Source organism: Pseudomarimonas salicorniae, from assembly GCF_023156535.1.
In the GTDB taxonomy this organism is placed as follows: Bacteria; Pseudomonadota; Gammaproteobacteria; order Xanthomonadales; family Xanthomonadaceae; genus Pseudomarimonas; species Pseudomarimonas salicorniae.
This window is the reverse complement of record NZ_JALNMH010000009.1, coordinates 218,426-237,632: the sequence shown is the minus strand read 5'-3', so window position 1 is coordinate 237,632 and position 19,207 is coordinate 218,426. Positions and strand designations below refer to the sequence as shown.

The following is a 19,207-nucleotide window of genomic DNA, read 5'->3' as shown; positions in this document are numbered from 1 at the left end:
GGCCCTTTCCCTTTTCAGGTTTCAAACGTCCAACCCCCGGCTCACGCTGGAGGTTTCGTCGTTCTGCGCCCTGCAATTAATCCGATCGCGCAGCGTCTCTCGGCCTATCCGGACAGCCAGTCCCAAAGGACTCGCCCTTGGCCTTTGACGGATCAATGCTCGAGTACGATGGGCCAGGCTCCGTCTCTGACAGCCCTTGTCTCCAAGGCAAACCCTGACTCTGCGGGCTCCGGTCAGAAGGCCTGCGTGGGGCAGGCCCTGCGGTAATGAACGTTTAAGCGGTCGCAGCGAGATCTGTCGGAGCGACGGATGGGCGACGGGCGGATCGGGCTCGCCCGTGCTGACCTACGCTGGCCGCGCCGGGTTGGGACATAGTCTCCCGGCCGAATGCCGGGCCGTTCGTCCGCGTCTCATCCGCTGATTTCCGGAACTGCGAGATTCCCTGCTGTTCCATTCATCGCAGGAGGAGTACAAATGTACTCCATGGAGTCCCTGAGTCCCCGACGTGCCGCCGTACTGAGCTTCATCCGCGACCGCGTGGCCGGGCGCGGCCAGCCGCCCACGCTGGCGGAGATCGCCGAGGCCTGCGGACTGGCTTCCCGCGGGGCGGCGCGGAAGCACGTGCTGGCGCTGTCCGAGGCGGGGCTGATCGAGCTGACGGCGGGGCAGGCCCGGGGCATTCGCCCGACCGGCATGCGTGCCCGCGATGACCTGCTGCGGGTGCCGATCCTCGGTCGCGTGGCGGCCGGATCGCCGATCGGTGCCGATGCCGGCCTGGTCGACACGCTGGCCCTGGATGCCCGGCTGTTCTCGCCGGCCCCGGACTACCTGCTGCGCGTCGAGGGCGATTCGATGATCGACGATGGCATCCTGGATGGTGATCTGGTCGGCGTGCGGCGCAGCACCGAGGCCCGCGACGGCCAGGTGGTGGTGGCACGGGTCGAGGGCGAACTCACCATCAAACGACTGCAGCGCGGGGAGCAGGCGATCCGTCTGCTGCCGCGCAATCCTGCCTATGCCCCGTTGGTGATCGAACCAGGGCAGGACTTTGCCGTCGAGGGCGTGTTCTGCGGCCTGGTCCGGCGGGGATGACATGGGCGCCGTGGTCGCGATCGATGCGCTGCTGCATCAGCGGCGGCTGTGGAAGGGTCAGCCCTCCGCGCTGCCGCCCAGCGCACAGCCCAGCGGGCATGCTCAGCTGGATGCCCTGCTGCCGACGGGAGGCTGGCCCGAGTCCGCGCTGACCGAGCTGCTGATTCCCGCCGATGGCGTGGGTGAGTTGGGCCTGCTGATGCCGACTCTGGTGCGCCTGACCCGGGCCGGTGAGCGCGTGGTGCTGGTGGCGCCGCCCTACCTGCCCTTTGCCCCGGGCTGGCAGGCCGCCGGCGTGCGTCTCTCTGCGTTGCAGGTGATCGAGGCGGACGCCAGGGGGGCCGCCTGGGCGACCGAGCAGTGCCTGCGTTCCGGTAGCTGCGGAGCAGTGCTGTGCTGGCCGATGAAGGCCGATGACCGGATGCTGCGGCGGCTGCAGGTGGCTGCGGAGTCCGGACAGACGCTGGCTTTTGCCTATCGACCGCTCGGTGAGGCGGGCAATCCTTCGCCGGCGTCGCTACGCATCGCCATCGATGCGGCCCCGGCCCAGCTCCGGGTGCTGAAGTGCCGTGGGGGGCTCGCCCCGCCCATGCCGATTCCCCTGCTCGGGGAATGAGCGATGCGCTGGGCCTGCATCCTCCTGCCTGAGCTGGCGCTGGACGGCGTCCTGCGCCGCTGCGCCGATCCGGACGCGCCGCTGGTCCTGATCGACGGGCCCAGCCAGCGCCGCGTCCTGCACGCGGTCAATCCGCCGGCCCGCGCGCTGGGGCTGCGCCGCGGGATGGGGCTGTCGGCTGCGCAGGCCCTGGCCGACGGCTTTGCAAGCTTCGAGTACTCGGCCGAGGACGAAGCGCGCAGCCATGCGCTGCTGGCTGCCTGGGCCTATCGCTACAGCTCCCAGGTGAGCATGCAGTTCCCGCGAAGCCTGCTGCTCGAGATCCGCGGAAGCCTGCGCCTGTTCGGGCCCTGGCCGCGGCTCGAGGCGCGGCTTCGCGAGGAGCTCGACGCGCTGGGCTTCCGCCACCGGATCGCCGCCGCGCCGTATCCCGAGGCGGCCCGGGCCCTGGTCCGCGTGCATGACGGGCTGGCCATCGAGCACGCCGAGCCGCTGCGCCGGGCGCTGGGCCAGCTGCCGGTACCCAGGGCCGGTTTCGACGCGGCCACCTGCGAGGCGATGCAGGGCATGGGCCTGCGCTGTCTGCGCCAGGTCTGGGCGCTGCCCCGCGAGACCCTCGCCCGACGTTTTCCGCGCAGCGTCCTGCAACAGCTCGATGCGCTGCAGGGCGAGCGCGAGCTGCCGTTGCACTGGTATCGGCCGCCGGACCGCTTCGAACTGCGCATCGAGCTGGGCCACGAGGTCGAGTCCTCGCAGGCCCTGCTGTTTCCCCTGCGCCGGCTGACCGCTGACCTGGCTGCCTTCCTTGCCGGCCGCGACGGGGGTGTGCAGCGTTTCGTGCTCCAGCTCGAACACGAGGGCAGGGCGGACACCGAGGTCGTGGTGGGGATGCTGGCCGCCGAGCGTGATCCGGCATTGCTTTTCGAACTGGCGCGGAGCCGGCTGGAGCAGGCTCGCGTGCCGGCGCCGGTGCGTGGGCTGGCGCTGCGTGCCGACGAGCTGCCGGCCTTCGTGCCGGCACACCGCGAGCTGTTCGAGGAGCGACCGCAGCAGGCGGTGCCCTGGGAGCTGCTGCGCGAGCGGCTGAGGGCGCGGCTTGGCGAGGCTGCCCTGCACGGCCTGCGCAGCCATGCCGATCATCGGCCCGAGCATGCTTCGCGCAGTGAACCGCTCAGCCAGCGCGTGGCGTCCATCGAACTGCCCGAGACGCTCGGTGCGCGGCCACGCTGGCTGCTGCCGAATCCGCTACCCCTGCGCGGTCCGGCGCCCGAGCTGCTGGCCGGGCCCGAGCGCATCGAGTCGGGCTGGTGGGACGGTGGAGATGTCCGTCGCGACTATTACATCGCCCGCCTGGCCAGCGGCCAGCGGGCCTGGATCTACCGTCCGGTGGGCGGCGACGGCTTCATGCTGCACGGCTGGTTCGCATGAGCTATGCCGAATTGCATTGCCTGTCGAATTTCAGCTTCCAGCGCGGGGCATCCAGCGCGCGTGAGCTGTTCGAGCGGGCCAGCCAGCTCGGCTACGCGGCGCTGGCGATCACCGACGAATGCAGCCTGGCTGGCATCGTCCGCGCCTGGCAGGCGGCCAAGGCCGTCGAGCTGCCGCTGATCGTCGGCTGCGAGATGCAGGTCGAGGACGGGCCGAAGCTGGTCCTGCTGGTCGAGGAGCTGGCCGGCTACCAGCGGCTGTGTGCCTTGGTTACCGCGGCCCGCCGGCGCGCAGCCAAGGGACGCTATCGCCTGCTGCGCGAGGACTTCGGCGCGCCCCTCGACGGGTTGATGGCGCTGTGGTGCCCGGGGAGTTCGCCGGACTGCGGGCAGGCCGAATGGCTGGCCCAGCGCTTCCCCGGCCGCCTGTGGATCTCGGTCTCCCTGCATCGCGGGCCCGATGACGCCGCCCGCCTGTTGACGCTGCGGGCGCTGGGCGATCGGCTGGGCCTGCCGCTGGTGGCCTGCGGCGATGTGCACATGCACGCCCGGGGCCGGCGTGCGCTGCAGGATGCGATGACCGCGATCCGCCACCACACCACGGTCGCCGAGGCGGGCTGGTGCCTGTATCCCAACGGGGAGCGGCATCTTCGCCCGCTGCCGGCGCTGCGTGAGCTGTATCCAGCGGAGCTGCTCGAGGAAAGCCTGGTGATCGCGCGACGCTGCCGGTTCCGGCTCGACGCGCTGCGCTACCAGTACCCGCATGAGCTGGTCCCCGAGGGACACACCCCGGACAGCTGGTTGCGCCACCTCACCGAGCAAGGGCTGGTCTGGCGCTGGCCGGAGGGCCTGCCGGACAAGTCGCGCCAGCTGGTGGAGAAGGAGCTGGCGCTGATCGAAGAGCTGGGCTATGCCTGCTACTTCCTCACCGTGCACGATATCGTCCGCTTCGCCCGCAGCCGGCAGATCCTCTGCCAGGGCCGCGGCTCGGCGGCCAACTCGGTGGTCTGCTTCGCGCTGGGCATCACCGAGATCGGGCCCGAGCGCATCGGCATGCTGTTCGAGCGCTTCGTCTCGCGCGAGCGCAACGAGCCGCCGGACATCGACGTCGACTTCGAGCACCAGCGCCGCGAGGAGGTCATCCAGTACGTCTTCGAACGCTACGGCCGCGAGCGCGCGGCGATCACTGCGGTGGTCAGCAGCTACCACGCCACAGGCGCCCTGCGCGACATCGCCCGGGTGCTCGGCCTGCCGTCCGATCAGATCAATGCGCTGGCCGGCTGCGCCTCGCAATGGAGCGATGATCTGCCGGCGCCCGAGCGGCTGCGCGAGAAGGGCTTCGATCCGGACAGCCCGCTGCTGCACCGGATCCTGGTCCTGGCAGGCGAGCTGATCGGCTTCCCGCGGCACCTCTCCCAGCACCCCGGCGGCTTCGTGATCTCCGAACAGCCGTTGCACGCCCTGGTCCCGGTCGAGAACGCGAGCATGGAAGGTCGCACCGTGGTGCAGTGGGACAAGGACGACCTCGACGCGCTGGGCCTGCTCAAGGTCGACATCCTCGCGCTCGGCATGCTGAGCGCGCTGCGTCGCTGCCTCGGTCTGGTTCATCGGCACTACGATCGCGAGCTCACCCTGGCCAGCATTCCGGCCGAGGATCCGGCCACCTACGAGATGATCTGCCGCGCGGACACGATCGGCGTGTTCCAGATCGAGTCACGGGCGCAGATGGCCATGCTGCCGAGGCTGCAGCCGCGCTGCTTTTACGACCTGGTGATCGAGGTGGCGATCGTCCGCCCCGGGCCGATCCAGGGCGACATGGTCCATCCCTACCTGCGCCGGCGCAGTGGCGAGGAGCCGGTGAGCTATCCCTCGCCGGCGCTGCGCGAGGTGTTTGAGCGCACCCTCGGCGTGCCGCTGTTCCAGGAGCAGGTCATGCAGCTGGCCATCGTCGCCGCCGGCTACAGCCCGGGCGAGGCCGATGACCTGCGCCGCTCGATGGCGGCCTGGAAGCGCCACGGCGGGCTCGAGCACCATCGCGAGAAGATTACCGCCGGCATGCTCGAGCGCGGCTACCCGGCGGACTTCGCCGAGCGTGTGTTCGAGCAGATCAAGGGCTTCGGCAGCTACGGCTTCCCGGAGTCGCACGCCGCCAGTTTCGCCCTGCTGACCTATGCCAGCTGCTGGCTGAAATGCCATTACCCGGCGGCCTTCACCTGCGCCCTGCTCAACAGCCAGCCAATGGGGTTCTACAGTCCCGACCAGTTGCTGCAGGACCTGCGCCGGCATGGCATCGCGGTACGCCCGGTCGATGTCCGCCATAGCGACTGGGACTGCTCGCTGGAGGCGGACCGTCGCGGTTTCGCCCTGCGCCTGGGCTTCAACATGATCCGCGGCTTTGCCGAGGCAGACGGTCATCGTTTGGCTGAGACGCGTGCGCTGCGCGCCTTCGCGGATGTGGCTGATCTCTGCGAACGGGCTCGACTCGATGCCCGGGCCCGCGCCCTGCTGGCCGATGCCGGGGCGCTGCGCGGCCTGGCCGGGCAGCGCCATCGCGCGCGTTGGGAGGTCGCAGCGGTGGAGCCGGCCCGGCCGCTCCTGGGCGCCGCCACCCGCCCCCGCGAGCGCCAGGTGGCCCTGCCCCTGCCCAGCGTCGCCCAGGACCTCGACGCCGATTACCGCCTGCTTGGCACGACGCTTGGCCGGCATCCGCTGTCCCTGCTGCGTGCGCAGCTGCGCGCGCGACGCTGCCGCAGCGCCCGCGACCTGCGTGAGATGGAGGATGGCTGCAGCCTGCGGGCCGCCGGTCTGGTGGTCGGCAGGCAACGGCCACAGACCGCCAGCGGGGTCACCTTCGTTACCCTCGAGGACGAGTTCGGCATGATCAATGTCGTGGTCTGGCGCCAGGTGGCCGAAGCCCAGCGTCGGCCGCTGGTGGAGTCCCGCCTGCTGATGGTGGAAGGCCGCCTGCAGGCCGAGGCGGGCGTGCGCCATCTGGTTGCCCGCCGCCTGCACGACTTGAGCGGGCTGCTCGATGGGCTGGACGTGAGGAGCCGCGACTTTCGCTGAACGCCCGCCCGGCACGCTTGGCTGGGCTTCAGCCGCGAGCGGTAGCATGCACCCGGTGCTCGACGCCGCGCGAATCGCTCTGCGGCACGGGCGAACATGGCGCGGCGAGGTCCGGCTGGCATACGATTGGCCAGCCGCGTCGGGCGTGATCCCACCCAGCCCGGCCAGGTTCCGTCGCAGTCGCCGTTCCGCCGCCCGCGACGACACCGGTCAAGGAGTCCCGAAACGGCGCGCGGGCGTTCTGCCAACGCATGCCGCAGGCCGGGTTCCCGCCAGCCGAGCACGCTTCATTCCGTCCTCAAGAGCCTACAAGCCGTTGAACCCGACAGCGAAAATCCTTGCCGTGGCGCCCATGATGGAATGGACCGACCGGCGCTGCAGGATGTTCCACCGGCTGCTCAGTCGGGACGCCTGGCTGTACACCGAGATGGTGCACGCCAATGCGGTCGTGCTTGGGGATCGCGAGCGCCTGCTTGGCTTCGACGGAGAGGAGCACCCGCTGGCCCTGCAGCTGGGCGGCAGTGAGCCCGGCGTGCTGGCCCAAGCGGCACGGATCGCCGAGCAGCATGGCTACGACGAGGTCAACCTCAATGTCGGTTGCCCGTCGGACCGTGTCCAGTCAGGGCGTTTCGGTGCCTGCCTGATGCGCGAGCCGGCGCTGGTCGCCGAGTGTGTGGCTGCCATGCGCGGCGCGGTATCGATTCCGGTTACGGTCAAGTGCCGCCTCGGGGTCGATGAGCAGGACCCGCGCGAGGCGCTTTTCGCCCTCGTCGATGCCTGCGTCGAGGCGGGCTGCCGACACTTCGTCGTGCATGCACGCAAGGCCTGGCTGCAGGGGCTCAGCCCCAAGGAGAACCGCGAGGTTCCGCCGCTCGACTACGCCCTGGTCCGCGAACTGAAGCGGCAGCGCCCAGGGCTGACCATCGTCCTCAACGGTGGACTGGCCGATGCCTCGACCATCGAGGCCGAACTGCCCCACGTGGACGGCGTGATGCTCGGCCGGGCGGCCTATCACACTCCCTATTTCCTGCATGAGATGCAGTGCCGCATGTTCGGCGGAACGATCGGTTCAAGATCCGAGCTGCTGCGCGGTTACCGCGACTACTTCGCCATGCGCCAGGCGGCCGGCGACAGCGCGGCGATGATGTTCCGCCACCTGCTCGGGCTGTTCCACGCCCAGCCCGGGGGGCGGGCGTTCCGCCGACTGCTCAGCACCGAGGGCCACCGGCCCGGCGCCGACTGGCAGCTGCTTGAGCGGGCGCTCGACCTGGTCGAGCCGGAGCTGGCCGCGGCATGAGCCGCGTGGTCGAGGACATCGCCGGCTGGGCGCAGCAGGCCCGGCAGGCATCCCCGGCGCGGCCTGCCTATCCGCGCGGCGCCTTCTTGGTCAGTCCGGATGCGCTGCGCTGGTGCGAGGACAGCGCCAGCGACAATGCCTACATGGGGTCGGCGACCCAGATCGACGCCGGGCGCGCGCTGGCCCAGCACCGCGCGCTACACCGGGCGCTGTCCGAGGAGCTGCCGGTGGTGACCTTCCCCGGCCTCCCCGGCCAGCCCGACGGGGTGTTTCCCAACAACGTCTTCGCCACCGCCTGCGACAGCCGTTCGGCGCGCCTGCTGATCGGCCGCATGCGTCACCCCGCGCGCCAGGCCGAGGCCGAGCGTGAGGACATCCGGGCCTTCTTTCGCGACGTTCTGGGCTACGCCGAGCTTGATCTTCGCCACCTGCCCGGCCTGTCCGAGCTCACCGGCACCCTGGTCATCGATCGCGGCCGCGGCATCGGTATCGCCGGCCTCTCGCCGCGCTGCGACCGCGAGGGCGCAGAAGCCATGGCCGAGGGCTTCGGTCTGTCCGCCTGCCTTGCCACACCGGTGAGCGACGGCGAGTACCACGCCAATGTGGTGCTCGCCCTGCTTGGCTCGCGGGCCGCGGTGGTCGCCGGCCAGGGCTGGCACCACGCCGCTGACCTCGCCGGAGCCCTGGCCAAGGTCTATGGCAGCCGTGCCGTTGTCGAACTCGACCGCCGCGAGCACCAGGCCTTTGCCGGCAACTGCATCGCGCTGCGCGACGGCCGGGTGTGGATGAGCGAGCGCGCGGCGGATTCGCTGTCTCCGCGCAGCCGCTCGCGCCTGCAGGGCCTGGGCTTTGCCGTACGCGGCGTCGCCCTCGACGAGATCGAGAAAGCCGGCGGTTCGCTGCGCTGCTGCGTCGCGGAGATCTTCTGATGAACCGCGCCGGCAAAGCCAGATCGACAGTTCAGAGGGAATTCACCGCGACCGCAACACACTTCGTCACCGATCCCACCCCGGTGCGTGCGATGCCCCGCAGGCATGGTCCGGGCCTCCGGCCTCGACGCCTTCTGCTCACGGTGGCGGTCTGCGCCCTGGTAGCGCTCTCCCTGCCGGTGTCCGTTCCCGTTCCAGCCCAGGACCGGGAAGAGCGGTCGCATGCGCGCCTGCCGGAGTCGGTGCGCCGGATCGAGCGCGAAACCGGGGGCAAGGTACTGCAGGTCAGGCCGATCCAGCGCGGCGACCGCGAAATCTACCGGATGAAGGTGCTGACCCCTGACGGCCGTGTGAAGATCGTGCAGGATGACCCCAAGCGGCCGCGGGAGCGCGACCGCGAGCCCCCGCGCAGCGAGGATCGCGAGCCCGACCCCGACCGCAGACGCGGTGACGAAGATTCCCCACCGGAACATTTCTGATCGAGACAAGGAGAGACACCCCGATGCGTATCCTGCTTGTGGAAGACGAGGCCCCGCTGCGCGAGACCCTGGCCGCCCGCCTGCGCCGCGAGGGGTTTGCGGTGGATGTGGCCAGCGATGGTGAGGAAGGCCTCTACCACGGCCGCGAAGTGCCCTTCGACGTCGCCATCGTCGACTTGGGTCTGCCCAAGATGTCGGGCATGGAGCTGGTCCGGGCGCTGCGCGCCGAGCAGAAGTCTTTCCCGATCCTGATCCTTACCGCCCGTTCGAGCTGGCAGGACAAGGTCGAGGGCCTGAAGGCCGGTGCCGACGACTACCTGGTCAAGCCGTTCCACGTCGAGGAGCTGCTCGCCCGCATCAATGCCCTGCTGCGTCGCGCCGCGGGCTGGAGCAAGCCGCAGCTGGAGTGCGGGCCGATCAAGCTCGACCTGGCCGCGCAGACCGTGGCGGTCGAGGGCATGACGGTCGACCTCACCAGCTACGAGTACAAGGTGCTGGAGTACCTGATGCTGCACGCGGGTGAGCTGGTCTCCAAGGCCGACCTCACCGAGCACATCTACCAGCAGGACTTTGACCGCGATTCCAATGTGCTTGAGGTGTTCATCGGACGCCTGCGCAAGAAGCTGGACCCCGAAGGAACGCTGAAGCCGATCGAGACCGTGCGTGGACGGGGCTACCGGTTCGCCATCCCCCGATCCGAGGGCTGAGGCCGCAGGCGGGTTCCGGCTGCGCCGTGCCTGGTCGCTCCAGGCGCGGCAGATGGTGGCCGCGGGCCTCGGCCTGCTGGCCTTCCTCGGTCTGACCGGCTACGCCCTCGACCAGGCCTTCGCCGACACCGCCCTGTCCTCGCAGCGCGAGCGCCTGCAGACCTATCTGCAGGCCTATATCGCGCGCTCCGAGGTCACCCGGGCCAACCGCATCCTGGTCGACGACGAACCGCCCGAGCCGCGATTCGCCCAACCCGGAGACAGCGGGCTGTATGCCGGCGTGCGCGGTGAAGGATTCGGCTGGGAGTCGCCCTCGGCGATGGGGCGCGAGTTGCCCTTCGATCTGGACCTCGATCGGGGTGAAGTGCGTTTCGACGGCCCGCTCCCGTCCTCGGTCGGACCGATCTACCGTCTGGGCATGGGGGTCAACTGGGAAGTCGGTGCCGACCAGTCGATCGATTTCACCTTCTTCGTCGCCGAGAGTGCGAACACCGTCGAGCGGCAGATTGCGGTGTTCCGGCGCACGCTCTGGGCCTACCTCGGCGGCGCCGGCGTACTGCTGCTGATCCTGCAGATCGTGATGCTGCGATGGAGCCTGCGGCCTCTGCGCCGCGTGGTGGCGGACCTCGGCCGCGTCGAGCGAGGAGAAACCGACCGGCTCGAGGATGCCTACCCGCGCGAGCTGGCGGTGCTGACCGACAACCTCAATGGCTTCATCGAGAGCGAGCGCGAACATCTCAAGCGCTATCGCAACACGCTGGGCGATCTCGCCCACAGCCTGAAGACGCCGCTGGCCGTGCTGCGCTCACGGCTCGAGTCGGGCGAGGACACCGCGCCGCTGCGTGAGGACGTGGGCCAGCAAGTCCAGCGCATGGACGAGATCGTCGCCTACCAGTTGTCGCGTGCGGCGACCTCGGGCCACCAGCGTTTCGCTGCGCCCATCGAGATCACCGGCCACGCCGAGGAGCTGGTGCGAGGCCTCGAGAAGGTCTACGCCTCGAAGGGTGCCTACTGCGAGTTCGAGCTCGATCCGCAAGCGCGTTTCCATGGAGAGACTGGCGACCTGCTCGAACTGATGGGCAACCTGGTCGAGAACGCCTTCAAGTGGGCGAAGCAGCGGGTGCTGCTGACCACCCGTGCGCTGCCCGGCACGGCCGGGCGCCGGCCCGGCCTGTTGCTGGCCGTCGACGACGACGGTCCGGGCATTCCCGAGGAGAAGATCGCCTCGCTGCTGCAGCGCGGCGTGCGCGGCGACGAGCGGGTGCAGGGCCACGGCATTGGCCTCGCCATCGTGCTCGACATCGTCAAGGCCTATCGCGGCCAGCTGACGGTGACCCGCTCCGAGGAACTGGGAGGCTCGCGTTTCGAGGTGGTGATTCCGCCGGCCGGCTGAGCGCCAGGCGTCTGCCTCCGTTCGCCGGGATGGCGGGCGTCGGTGGGCCCTCCGGAAGCGGAAACGGCGGGCTCGCGGAAAGGCGATTCAGGGCGCGAAGAAGACCTTCCACAACACCCGAATGTAGGAGCCAGCTTGCTGGCGATCGTCCCATCCGTGGCGCCTATCGCCAGCAAGCTGGCTCCTACAGCGGGACCGTGGCGAATGCGAACTTCGCGCCCGAAGCGCTCTTTCCGCGCCGGTACGATCAGCGTGGGCGTCCTGGCACCGGGAAGGGCGTGACGATGCGGTCGCCGGTCTGCGAATCGCGGATGGCCAGCTGGCCCTTGCGATCGACTTCCTCGACCCGGATCACCGATTGCATCGGCAGGTGCAGCTTGCGGGTCTGGCCGAACTCGTCGCGCAGCCGCTCTTCGGTCGGGTCGATGACCACGCTGTCACCGCTTTCCCAGACCAGCTCCGAGACTTCGGTGAAACCCCAGAGCGAGGAGGCCGCAACCTGACGCGCGTACAGCTCGTAAATCTTGCCGGCGTTGAGGAAGGTGATCTTGTAGAGGGTGCGGTGGGACATTGGCGCGGGGCTGTGGGGTAATGGCCCAAGCCTACCCGATGGCGCGCTGCAGCGAGGGTGAAGCCGGACCGGCGCGTCCGCAGCGGTTCATGCGCCGCGGTGTCGGCGGCGCACGGCGCCTCGGCTGAGCGCCCCGTGCAGCAGTCCGTAGGCGAAGCCGGCGGCGTGGGCCGACCAGGCCACCGCGCCGAAGCCGGGGCCGACCACGGTGAAGGCCAGCTGCAGCGCGGCCCATACGCCGATCATCAGCGGCGCCGGGGTCCGCACGAACTCCAGGAACAGCCCCAGCGGCACGACGAATCCGAGCCGGGCGCGCGGGAACAGTACGAGGTAGGCGCCGATCAGGGCGGAGACGGCACCGCTGCTGCCGACGATGACCGAGCGCGAGCTGGCCAAGGCGAACACCGCGGAGAGGTTGGCGACCACCCCGCCGAGCAGGAACAGGGCAAGCAGCCGGCCGCCGCCGAGTGCGCGTTCGGCGGGCAGGCCGAAGATGAGCAGGAATAGCAGATTGCCGACCAGGTGCAGCCAGTCGGCATGGATGAGCAGGGCCGTGGCCAGGGTCAGCAACTGGCGCAGGCTGGCCAGGTCCAGGCGCCCGCTTGGACTGAGCAGCTCGGGCACGGCGCCCCAGCGTTCGAGCACCAGCAGGCGGGTCTCGGGTGCTCGGGTGACCAGCCATAGGAACACGCCGACCGAGACCAGCACCAGCATCGGGGTCGCCCAGACCAGCCGCGCCCGATGCCGGGACGGGACGTCTATGAACATGACGCGGGTTGGAGCCAGTCGCGCGCAGCCGTCCTCACCGTGGCCGCTCCAGCAGCCAGGACCCGCCATCGATCTCCAGCAGCAGGCCCTCGCGGCGGATCTCGCGCAGCGTCACCCCGGTACCCACGGCGTCGCCTTCCTGCAGCCGTCGACCATCGACGATGGCGAAGCGCGCCGCCGGATCATCGTTGAACACATGGACGCTGAGCTTGAGCTCTGGCAGCCGCTGACGCTGTGCAGAGGGCATCTGGGCGAGACGGGCCAGTCGCGGGGCGGCGGGTTCCGGCGTCGCGGGAACGGAGGGTTCAGGGGCGACGGGAGCTGCGAGAGGCGGGGCAGCGGCGTGCGGGGCCGGTATGGCGATCTCGACGGGGGCTGCGGTATCGGCGGGTATGGCCATCGGGGGGGCGGCGGTTGGCCGCGCAGGCTCCCTGAGCGCCGCGGGCGGCGTATCGGGGCGCTCGGTCGTGGCGGGGCCAGCGGTTTGTTCGGGCGGTGAAGGCGCGGGAGCCGCTTCGACCACGACGGGCGTGGCCGCCGGCTCCTTCGGCCTGTCTTCCGCCTGCGGTTCGGCCGGCGGCGCATCCTTCAGCCAATGCGGCAGCCACCAGCCGAGCAGCAGGCCTGCCGCCAGCATCCCGGGCAGCCACCAGAGCCATGCCGGGTGCCGGCGCTGCATGCGGGCGGCTGCCGGGGAGGGCGTGAGCAGCCCCGGCAGGCTGGCCGCCTGGCGTTCGGCCTCGGATTTGCGCAGGGCTTCGAGGATCAGCGACATGCCTACTCCAGCCGTGTCCGCAGACGCGGTCCGCCGGGCTGGTCCGCGGCCAGCGCAAGCAGTGTTTCCGGTCCGACGATGCCGTCCGGAACCAGCCCGTGCGCGGCCTGCAGGCTGCGCACCGAGGCCTCTACGCTGGAGTCATATAGCGCCGGGTGGCGGGTTGCAGCGAGCAGGCCGCGCGAGACCAGTCGCTGCTGCAGCCACTCCACCCCGGGGCCGCTGTCGCCGCTCTTGAGGGTGCCGGAAGGCAGAAATGCCGGGGCCTGCCACAGCGCGAAGTACTCGCCGAGCCAGCTGCGTTCGAGATCACGTCTGGATACGTCGATCGACTCGCCGCCGAGTGACAGCCGCGCGCGGGAACGCGACAGGCCGAGCAGCACCGCCCAGCCTTCTCTCTCTCCGGCCGACAGGCGAAGGATCACCGGTCGACGCAGGGTTTCGAGCTTGGCCAGGTTGCCGGCGCCGCGCAGACAGTAGAGACCGGGCGCGGGCTGGGGGGCGCAGCGCATCGCGGTGCTGACATCGACCTCCTCGGCGCGCACCGTCCACAAGGCCAGCAGATTGGTCCAGGCGCCCTGCTGGCTGTAGGAGGCGTCCGCGAGCAGGTCGGCGATCGGCGTCGGCGGGGCCAGTTCCTCGACGCTGGGTGCATCATCCGTCGTCTCTTCAGCCACAGGCGGATCGCGCTCGGGCCACAGGGCGACTGCGGCGACCAGCACGCCTACCACCAGGGCGGCGATCGCGGGAGCGCCGATCCGTCCCCAACGGCGGCGGACGCGCTCCAGCGACTCCTGCGCGGCGCGGTCGACATCGCGCTCGCCGATCTGCTGGCGGTTGTGCACGTAGCCCGCCATCAGCGCGCGATCGGCGATCACGTTGAGCAGGCGCGGCACGCCCTCGGCATGCTCGTGCAGCCGGCGCAGGGCCAAGCGGGTGAAGGGCATGCGCTGGCAGCCGGCCACCGACAGCCGATGTCGCACGTAGGCCTCGGTCTCTTCGGCGCTGAGCGGGGTCAGGTGGTAGCGCGCGGTGATCCGCTGGGTCAGCTGGCGCAGGTCGGGGCGTGCCAGCAGGTCACGCAGTTCAGGCTGGCCGAGAAGGATGATCTGCAGCAGCTTCTGGGTCGGCGTCTCGAGGTTGGTCAGCAGGCGGACCTGCTCCAGGGCCTCGGCCGAGAGGTTCTGCGCCTCGTCGATGATCAGCACGACCCGCAGGCCCTGCGCATAGGCATCGAGCAGGTAGACGTTGAGTCCGTCGACCAGGGCCTTGAGGCTGCCGCGGCGACCGGTCAGATCGATCTTCAGCTCTTCGCAGATGGTTTCCAGCAGCTCGATCGGCGAGAGCCGCGGGTTGAGCACCAGCGCCACTCGCGTGTCCGGTGGCAGCTGCTCAAGGAGAAGCCGGCACAGGGTGGTCTTGCCGGTCCCGACTTCGCCGGTGAGCTGCACGAAGCCACCGCTTCCGCCCTGGCCGATGCCATACAGCAGGTGCGCGAGCGCGTCCCGGTGGCGCTCGCTGAGAAACACGAAGCGCGGATCGGGCGTGATCGAGAACGGTGCTTCCTTGAGTCCGTAGAAATCGAGGTACATGGGCCAAAGACAGTCGCGCCCGCGGGTAGCGGGCGTGCGGGGACAGGGTAACGGCGCGCCTGCGCGCCGAGCGTTACGAAACGGTTAAGCAGTCGGGGCTCGCAGCCTCCCTACACCTCATCCAGCGGCAGCCTCGGCTGCTGCAGTTCGATGCGCCCCTCGCCGGCGGTGATCTTCTTGAACTCGGCCCGGCTGACCGAGACATAGCGCTCGTTGCCGCCGATCTCGACCTGCGGACCGTCGGTGATGGCGCGGCCCTGATCGTCCACCCGCACGACCATCGTCGCCTTACGGCCGGTGTGGCAGATGGTCTTGATTTCGGACAGGCTGTCGGCCCAGGCCAGCAGGTACTGGCTGCCCTCGAACAGTTCGCCGCGGAAGTCGGTGCGCAGCCCGTAGGCCAGCACCGGCACGTTCAGCGCGTCGACGATCTCGGTCAGCTGCCAGACCTGGCGCTTGGTCAGGAACTGGGCTTCGTCGACCAGCACGCAGTGAAGAGGGCCCTGCTGTTCGATGTCCGCGCGGCACAGCGCCAGCAGGTCGCTGTCCTGGCCGAAAACCCTTCCCTCCGAGCGCAGGCCGATGCGCGAGGCCACCACGCCTTCGCCGAAGCGGTTGTCCAGCCGCGGCGTCAGCAGCAGGGTACGCATGCCGCGTTCGCGGTAGTTGTGCGCGCTCTGCAGCAGGGTGGTGGTCTTCCCGGCATTCATCGCCGAGTAGTAGAAGTACAGCTTGGCCAAGCAGCAGGGCTCCTGTGGGGGCCGCGGAGGATACCACCCGAGGCCCCGGACCCGATGGCGGTCGCCGCGGGCGGGCAAGCCGGTCGGCTCGGGCTACACTGCGCCGCCGCTCCAGCTTCCTGCCGTGTCCATGTCACAGCTCAACCCGCCCCAGGCCCAGGCCGTCCACTACACCGTCGGCCCCCTGCTGGTGCTGGCGGGGGCAGGCAGCGGCAAGACCAAGGTGATCACCGAGAAGATCGCCCACCTGATCGCCGACCGCGGGCTCGCCCCGGCCAAGATCGCCGCGATCACCTTTACCAACAAGGCGGCCAAGGAGATGCGCGAGCGCATCGGCAAGCGACTGCGTGCCGATCGCACCGAAGGCCTGAACATCTGCACCTTCCACTCGCTGGGCCTGCGCTTCCTGCAGATCGAGCACGCTGCGGCCGGCCTGCGCCGGGGCTTCTCGATCTTTGACTCCGACGACAGCGCCGGCCTGCTCAAGGAGCTGCTGCCCAAGGGCGCCAAGCCCGATGCGGTGGACGCGCTGCGCGGCCTGATCTCCCGGGCGAAGAACGACGGGCTCTCGCCCGAGCAGGCCGCCGAGCGCGCCGCCAGCCCGCGCGAGCACGAGGCCGCCGAGGCCTACGCCGAGTACCAGCGGCGGCTGGCGGCGTTCAACGCGGTCGACTTCGACGACCTGATCCGCCTGCCGGTGGCCCTGCTCGAGGCCGATGCCGAGCGCGCCGCCGCCTGGCGCGAGCGGCTGCGCTACCTGCTGGTTGACGAGTACCAGGACACCAACCTCACCCAGTACCGCCTGCTGACCCTGCTCGCCGGACCGCGCGGCGCCTTCACCTGCGTCGGCGACGATGACCAGTCGATCTATGCCTGGCGCGGCGCCAATCCCGAGAACCTCGATCAGCTCGGCAAGGATTACCCGAACCTCAAGGTGATCCCGCTGGAGCAGAACTACCGCTGCACCCGGCGCATCCTCCGCGCGGCCAACACCCTGATCGCCAACAACCCGCATCTCCACGTCAAGAAACTCTGGAGCGAGCACGCCGAGGGCGAGCCGATCCGGGTCTGGGAGTGCCGCGATGCCGAGCACGAGGCCGAGCGCGTAGCCGCCGAAATCAGCTTCCTGCAGCAGACCCGCAAGTTCGCCTGGAGCGACTTCGCCGTGCTGTTCCGCGGCAACTTCCAGTCGCGCGCGATCGAGAAGGCGCTGCAGCTGCTGAAGATTCCGTACCACCTCTCCGGCGGCACCGCCTACCTCGACCGTGGCGAGGTCAAGGACCTGCTGGCCTGGCTGCGTGTGCTGGCCAATCCCGACGATGACGCTGCCTTCCTGCGCGCCATCGGCGCGCCCAAGCGGGATGTGGGGACGGCGACCCTGGCCAGGCTCGCCGAGCTGGCCCGACATGCCGGCCTGCCGATGTCCCGGGCGGCCGGGCGCATCGATCTGCTCAAACAGCTGCCAGCCCGCGCGGCCAGCGGCCTCTCGGAGTTCGCCACCCTGGTCGAACAGCTGCGCGATCATGCCCGCGGCAGCGAGCCCGCCGAGGTCTGCCGGCAGACCCTCGAGCGCAGCGGCCTGCTTGCCGCACTGCGCGCCCAGTGCAAGGACGAGTCGGGCTTCCAGCGCCGCCGGGCCAATCTCGACGAGTTGTCGAGCTGGCTGGAGGGCGCGAAGGGCAGCGGTCTCGATGGCCTCGCCAACCAGCTGACCCTGCTCGGCCACGCTGATCGCGGCGAGGCCGGAGAAGCGGTGCGGCTGATGAGCCTGCATGCCTCCAAGGGGCTCGAGTTTCGCTGCGTGTTCGTGGTCGGCTGCGAGGAGGGCGTGCTGCCGCACGAGGCGAGCATGGAGGAGGGCCGGCTCGACGAGGAGCGTCGGCTGATGTACGTCGCCATCACCCGGGCCCGCGAACAGCTGGTGCTGAGCCACTCGCGGCAGGCGCGCAAGTGGGGCGAGGTGCATCGGCTCGAGCCCAGCCGGTTCCTGTCCGAACTGCCGGCCGAGGACCTGCTGCGCGACGGCGAGGATCCCGCCCTGCACGCCGAGGTCAAGCAGGAGCGCACCCGCGCGCGGATGGGCGCGATCGCCGCCCTGCTCGGCGACTGAACGGACATCCCGGGCGTGTAGACTCGCGCCCGAGCCGAAACCTGGATCCGACCATGCGCCATCTGCCCGTCTCGCTGGCCCTTGCCGCCCTGATGCTTGCCGGCTGCGCCGCCCCGGTGCGCGAGCCGGCCCCGCCGCCGCCGGCCCCCGTCGCGGCGGCCCACGACAACCTCAACGCGACGCTGTGGATGCAGACCGCGGCCGAGTACCACGCGGCGGTGCTCGGCGCCTTCAATCTGGCGATCGCCCAAACTGACCGTGCCCTGCTCGATCCGGGCTGGGACGCGTTGCCGCCGGTCGAACGCGCCGGCGCCGCTGTCGACGGGCTGAAGCCGGCGGTGATCGTCGATGCCGACGAGACCATGATCGACAACTCGCCGTTCCAGGCCCGCGGCATCCGAGACGGCGAGCCCTACTCGCTGGCCCGCTGGGAGGGCTGGGTCAACGAGCGCCGCGCCCGGGCGCTGCCCGGTGCGCTCGCCTTTGCCAACCATGCCGCCTCGCGCGGCGTGACGGTGTTCTTCGTCACCAACCGCGGTCACGCCAACGAGCGCGCGGCCACCGTCGACAACCTGCGCGCACTGGGCTTCCCGATCGCCGCAGACGGCAGCAACGTGCTGCTCAAGGGCGATCCGCGGGCGCCCGAAGGCGAGAAGGCGACGCGCCGCCAGTGGGTGGGCCGCGAGCACCGCGTCCTGCTGATGCTCGGCGACAACCTCGGCGACTTCCTCGACGGCATCGCCACCGATGTGGCGACGCGACACGGTCTGGTCGAGTCGTACCGCAGCTGGTGGGGGCAGCGCTGGATCATGCTGCCCAACCCGTCCTACGGCTCATGGGAGAGCGCCGTGCGCCGCGGCTGCGCCGATGCCGCGGCAGCCGACTGCCCGCGCGCAAGCCTGCGCCATGACTGAGATCCCGTCACGCGACCGGCTGATCTTCGCTCTCGACGTGCCCAGCGCCGCCGAGGCGCGGCGCTGGATCGACCTGCTCGGGGACGCGATCACCTACTACAAGCTTGGCATGGAACTGCTGACCTCGGGCGACTACTTCCGGGTGCTCGAAGATCTGGCCGGCCGCGGCAAGCAGATCTTCGTCGACCTCAAGTTCCACGATGTGCCGGCGACGGTCGGCCACGCGGTCGCCGGCATCGCCCGCTATCCGGTAGGGCTGTGCACGATCCACGCCCAGCAGTCGGGGATGATCGAGGCGGCTGCCGCGGCCAAGGGCTCGGTGAAACTGCTGGGCGTGACGGTGCTGACCTCGATGGACGCCTCGGACCTGGCCGAGCTCGGCATCACCCGCGGGCCCGAGGCGCAGGTGCTGGACCGGGCCCGTGCGGCCCTGCGTCACGGCTGCGATGGCGTGGTGGCCTCCGGCCAGGAAGCCGGCGCGCTGCGCAGCGCTCTCGGCCCGGAGGCCCTGATCGTCTGTCCCGGCATCCGTCCCGGCGGGCCGGTGGGCGATGACCAGAAGCGCACTGTCGACGTCGCCACCGCCTTTGCCCGGGGCGCCAGCCACATCGTGGTCGGGCGACCGATCCGCCAGGCGGCCGACCCGCGGGCGGCGGCCGAGGCCATGCAGGCGGAGATTGCAGCTTGTTTTAAATAAATCAGTAACTTGCCTTGTCTATGTGATGCGTTGC

At 70.1% G+C, this 19,207-nt stretch carries 17 protein-coding genes; 12 read left to right on the top strand and 5 right to left on the bottom strand.

Annotation, left to right across the window (positions count from 1 at the left end):
• The first annotated feature begins 483 nt into the window (after positions 1–483).
• From lexA to M0G41_RS12225, 9 genes are all read left to right on the top strand, one after another.
• Positions 484–1,092: a transcriptional repressor LexA gene (gene lexA, locus M0G41_RS12265; protein ID WP_248209672.1), complete on the top strand. Its 609-nt coding sequence runs from the start codon at positions 484–486 to the stop codon at positions 1,090–1,092.
• Position 1,093: 1 nt separating this feature from the next.
• Positions 1,094–1,708 carry a translesion DNA synthesis-associated protein ImuA gene (gene imuA, locus M0G41_RS12260; RefSeq protein ID WP_248209650.1) on the top strand — a complete coding sequence of 205 codons (615 nt, stop codon included), beginning with the start codon at positions 1,094–1,096 and terminating at the stop codon, positions 1,706–1,708.
• Between the two features lie 3 nt (positions 1,709–1,711).
• The gene (locus tag M0G41_RS12255) at positions 1,712–3,136 is read left to right on the top strand and encodes a Y-family DNA polymerase (RefSeq protein ID WP_248209648.1); all 1,425 of its coding nucleotides are present in this window, start codon (positions 1,712–1,714) and stop codon (positions 3,134–3,136) included.
• Positions 3,133–6,201: an error-prone DNA polymerase gene (locus tag M0G41_RS12250; protein WP_248209647.1), complete on the top strand. Its 3,069-nt coding sequence runs from the start codon at positions 3,133–3,135 to the stop codon at positions 6,199–6,201. Before M0G41_RS12255 ends, M0G41_RS12250 begins: the two co-directional genes overlap by 4 nt.
• A 289-nt stretch (positions 6,202–6,490) precedes the next feature.
• The gene (gene dusA, locus M0G41_RS12245; protein WP_343226484.1) at positions 6,491–7,498 is read left to right on the top strand and encodes a tRNA dihydrouridine(20/20a) synthase DusA; all 1,008 of its coding nucleotides are present in this window, start codon (positions 6,491–6,493) and stop codon (positions 7,496–7,498) included.
• A complete protein-coding gene (locus tag M0G41_RS12240) occupies positions 7,495–8,427 on the top strand; it encodes an arginine deiminase-related protein (protein WP_248209641.1) in 933 nt (310 codons plus the stop codon). The genes dusA and M0G41_RS12240 overlap by 4 nt, the downstream gene beginning before the upstream one ends.
• On the top strand, positions 8,427–8,906 hold the full coding sequence (locus M0G41_RS12235; RefSeq protein ID WP_248209639.1) for a hypothetical protein: 480 nt from the start codon (positions 8,427–8,429) through the stop codon (positions 8,904–8,906). The genes M0G41_RS12240 and M0G41_RS12235 overlap by 1 nt, the downstream gene beginning before the upstream one ends.
• 23 nt (positions 8,907–8,929) lie before the next feature.
• Entirely contained in the window at positions 8,930–9,613 is a 684-nt protein-coding gene (locus tag M0G41_RS12230) for a response regulator transcription factor (RefSeq protein WP_248209636.1), read from the top strand.
• A gap of 52 nt (positions 9,614–9,665) precedes the next feature.
• Positions 9,666–11,006: an ATP-binding protein gene (locus M0G41_RS12225; RefSeq protein WP_248209634.1), complete on the top strand. Its 1,341-nt coding sequence runs from the start codon at positions 9,666–9,668 to the stop codon at positions 11,004–11,006.
• A 247-nt stretch (positions 11,007–11,253) separates the two neighbouring features.
• Here M0G41_RS12225 and M0G41_RS12220 read toward each other — a convergent pair whose 3' ends face one another.
• The 5 genes from M0G41_RS12220 to M0G41_RS12200 all read right to left on the bottom strand — a co-directional run bounded on the left by M0G41_RS12220 (position 11,254) and on the right by M0G41_RS12200 (position 15,452).
• On the bottom strand, positions 11,254–11,577 hold the full coding sequence (locus tag M0G41_RS12220; protein WP_248209622.1) for a DUF1820 family protein: 324 nt from the start codon (positions 11,575–11,577) through the stop codon (positions 11,254–11,256).
• 87 nt (positions 11,578–11,664) lie between these two features.
• Positions 11,665–12,345 (bottom strand): rhomboid family intramembrane serine protease, encoded by a 681-nt coding sequence (locus M0G41_RS12215; RefSeq protein WP_248209620.1) that lies wholly within the window; start codon positions 12,343–12,345, stop codon positions 11,665–11,667.
• Positions 12,346–12,379: 34 nt separating this feature from the next.
• Positions 12,380–13,120 carry a general secretion pathway protein GspB gene (locus M0G41_RS12210; RefSeq protein WP_248209618.1) on the bottom strand — a complete coding sequence of 247 codons (741 nt, stop codon included), beginning with the start codon at positions 13,118–13,120 and terminating at the stop codon, positions 12,380–12,382.
• Positions 13,121–13,122: 2 nt separating this feature from the next.
• On the bottom strand, positions 13,123–14,712 hold the full coding sequence (locus M0G41_RS12205; protein WP_248209617.1) for an ExeA family protein: 1,590 nt from the start codon (positions 14,710–14,712) through the stop codon (positions 13,123–13,125).
• A gap of 110 nt (positions 14,713–14,822) precedes the next feature.
• The gene (locus tag M0G41_RS12200) at positions 14,823–15,452 is read right to left on the bottom strand and encodes a thymidine kinase (protein WP_248209614.1); all 630 of its coding nucleotides are present in this window, start codon (positions 15,450–15,452) and stop codon (positions 14,823–14,825) included.
• Positions 15,453–15,582: 130 nt separating this feature from the next.
• Between M0G41_RS12200 and M0G41_RS12195 the strand changes: the two genes are divergently transcribed.
• Genes M0G41_RS12195 through pyrF form a run of 3 tightly spaced genes read left to right on the top strand, consistent with a single transcriptional unit; the run spans position 15,583 to position 19,173 of the window.
• The gene (locus tag M0G41_RS12195; RefSeq protein ID WP_248209663.1) at positions 15,583–17,562 is read left to right on the top strand and encodes a UvrD-helicase domain-containing protein; all 1,980 of its coding nucleotides are present in this window, start codon (positions 15,583–15,585) and stop codon (positions 17,560–17,562) included.
• 53 nt (positions 17,563–17,615) lie between these two features.
• The gene (locus tag M0G41_RS12190; protein WP_248209611.1) at positions 17,616–18,476 is read left to right on the top strand and encodes a 5'-nucleotidase, lipoprotein e(P4) family; all 861 of its coding nucleotides are present in this window, start codon (positions 17,616–17,618) and stop codon (positions 18,474–18,476) included.
• Positions 18,469–19,173: an orotidine-5'-phosphate decarboxylase gene (gene pyrF / locus M0G41_RS12185; protein WP_248209608.1), complete on the top strand. Its 705-nt coding sequence runs from the start codon at positions 18,469–18,471 to the stop codon at positions 19,171–19,173. The genes M0G41_RS12190 and pyrF overlap by 8 nt, the downstream gene beginning before the upstream one ends.
• Positions 19,174–19,207: the final 34 nt, after the last annotated feature.

What these genes read in the sequence shown, in the direction of transcription:
- M0G41_RS12240 (WP_248209641.1), top strand. Translation starts at nt 7,495, where the DNA reads ATGAGCCGCGTGGTCGAGGACATCGCCGGCTGGGCGCAGCAGGCCCGG.
- pyrF (WP_248209608.1), top strand. Translation starts at nt 18,469, where the DNA reads ATGACTGAGATCCCGTCACGCGACCGGCTGATCTTCGCTCTCGACGTG.
- M0G41_RS12205 (WP_248209617.1), bottom strand. Translation starts at nt 14,712, where the DNA reads ATGTACCTCGATTTCTACGGACTCAAGGAAGCACCGTTCTCGATCACG.
- M0G41_RS12195 (WP_248209663.1), top strand. Translation starts at nt 15,583, where the DNA reads ATGTCACAGCTCAACCCGCCCCAGGCCCAGGCCGTCCACTACACCGTC.
- M0G41_RS12215 (WP_248209620.1), bottom strand. Translation starts at nt 12,345, where the DNA reads ATGTTCATAGACGTCCCGTCCCGGCATCGGGCGCGGCTGGTCTGGGCG.
- M0G41_RS12225 (WP_248209634.1), top strand. Translation starts at nt 9,666, where the DNA reads ATGGTGGCCGCGGGCCTCGGCCTGCTGGCCTTCCTCGGTCTGACCGGC.
- M0G41_RS12255 (WP_248209648.1), top strand. Translation starts at nt 1,712, where the DNA reads ATGCGCTGGGCCTGCATCCTCCTGCCTGAGCTGGCGCTGGACGGCGTC.
- M0G41_RS12220 (WP_248209622.1), bottom strand. Translation starts at nt 11,577, where the DNA reads ATGTCCCACCGCACCCTCTACAAGATCACCTTCCTCAACGCCGGCAAG.
- M0G41_RS12230 (WP_248209636.1), top strand. Translation starts at nt 8,930, where the DNA reads ATGCGTATCCTGCTTGTGGAAGACGAGGCCCCGCTGCGCGAGACCCTG.
- M0G41_RS12190 (WP_248209611.1), top strand. Translation starts at nt 17,616, where the DNA reads ATGCGCCATCTGCCCGTCTCGCTGGCCCTTGCCGCCCTGATGCTTGCC.
- imuA (WP_248209650.1), top strand. Translation starts at nt 1,094, where the DNA reads ATGGGCGCCGTGGTCGCGATCGATGCGCTGCTGCATCAGCGGCGGCTG.
- M0G41_RS12235 (WP_248209639.1), top strand. Translation starts at nt 8,427, where the DNA reads ATGAACCGCGCCGGCAAAGCCAGATCGACAGTTCAGAGGGAATTCACC.
- M0G41_RS12250 (WP_248209647.1), top strand. Translation starts at nt 3,133, where the DNA reads ATGAGCTATGCCGAATTGCATTGCCTGTCGAATTTCAGCTTCCAGCGC.
- M0G41_RS12210 (WP_248209618.1), bottom strand. Translation starts at nt 13,120, where the DNA reads ATGTCGCTGATCCTCGAAGCCCTGCGCAAATCCGAGGCCGAACGCCAG.
- lexA (WP_248209672.1), top strand. Translation starts at nt 484, where the DNA reads ATGGAGTCCCTGAGTCCCCGACGTGCCGCCGTACTGAGCTTCATCCGC.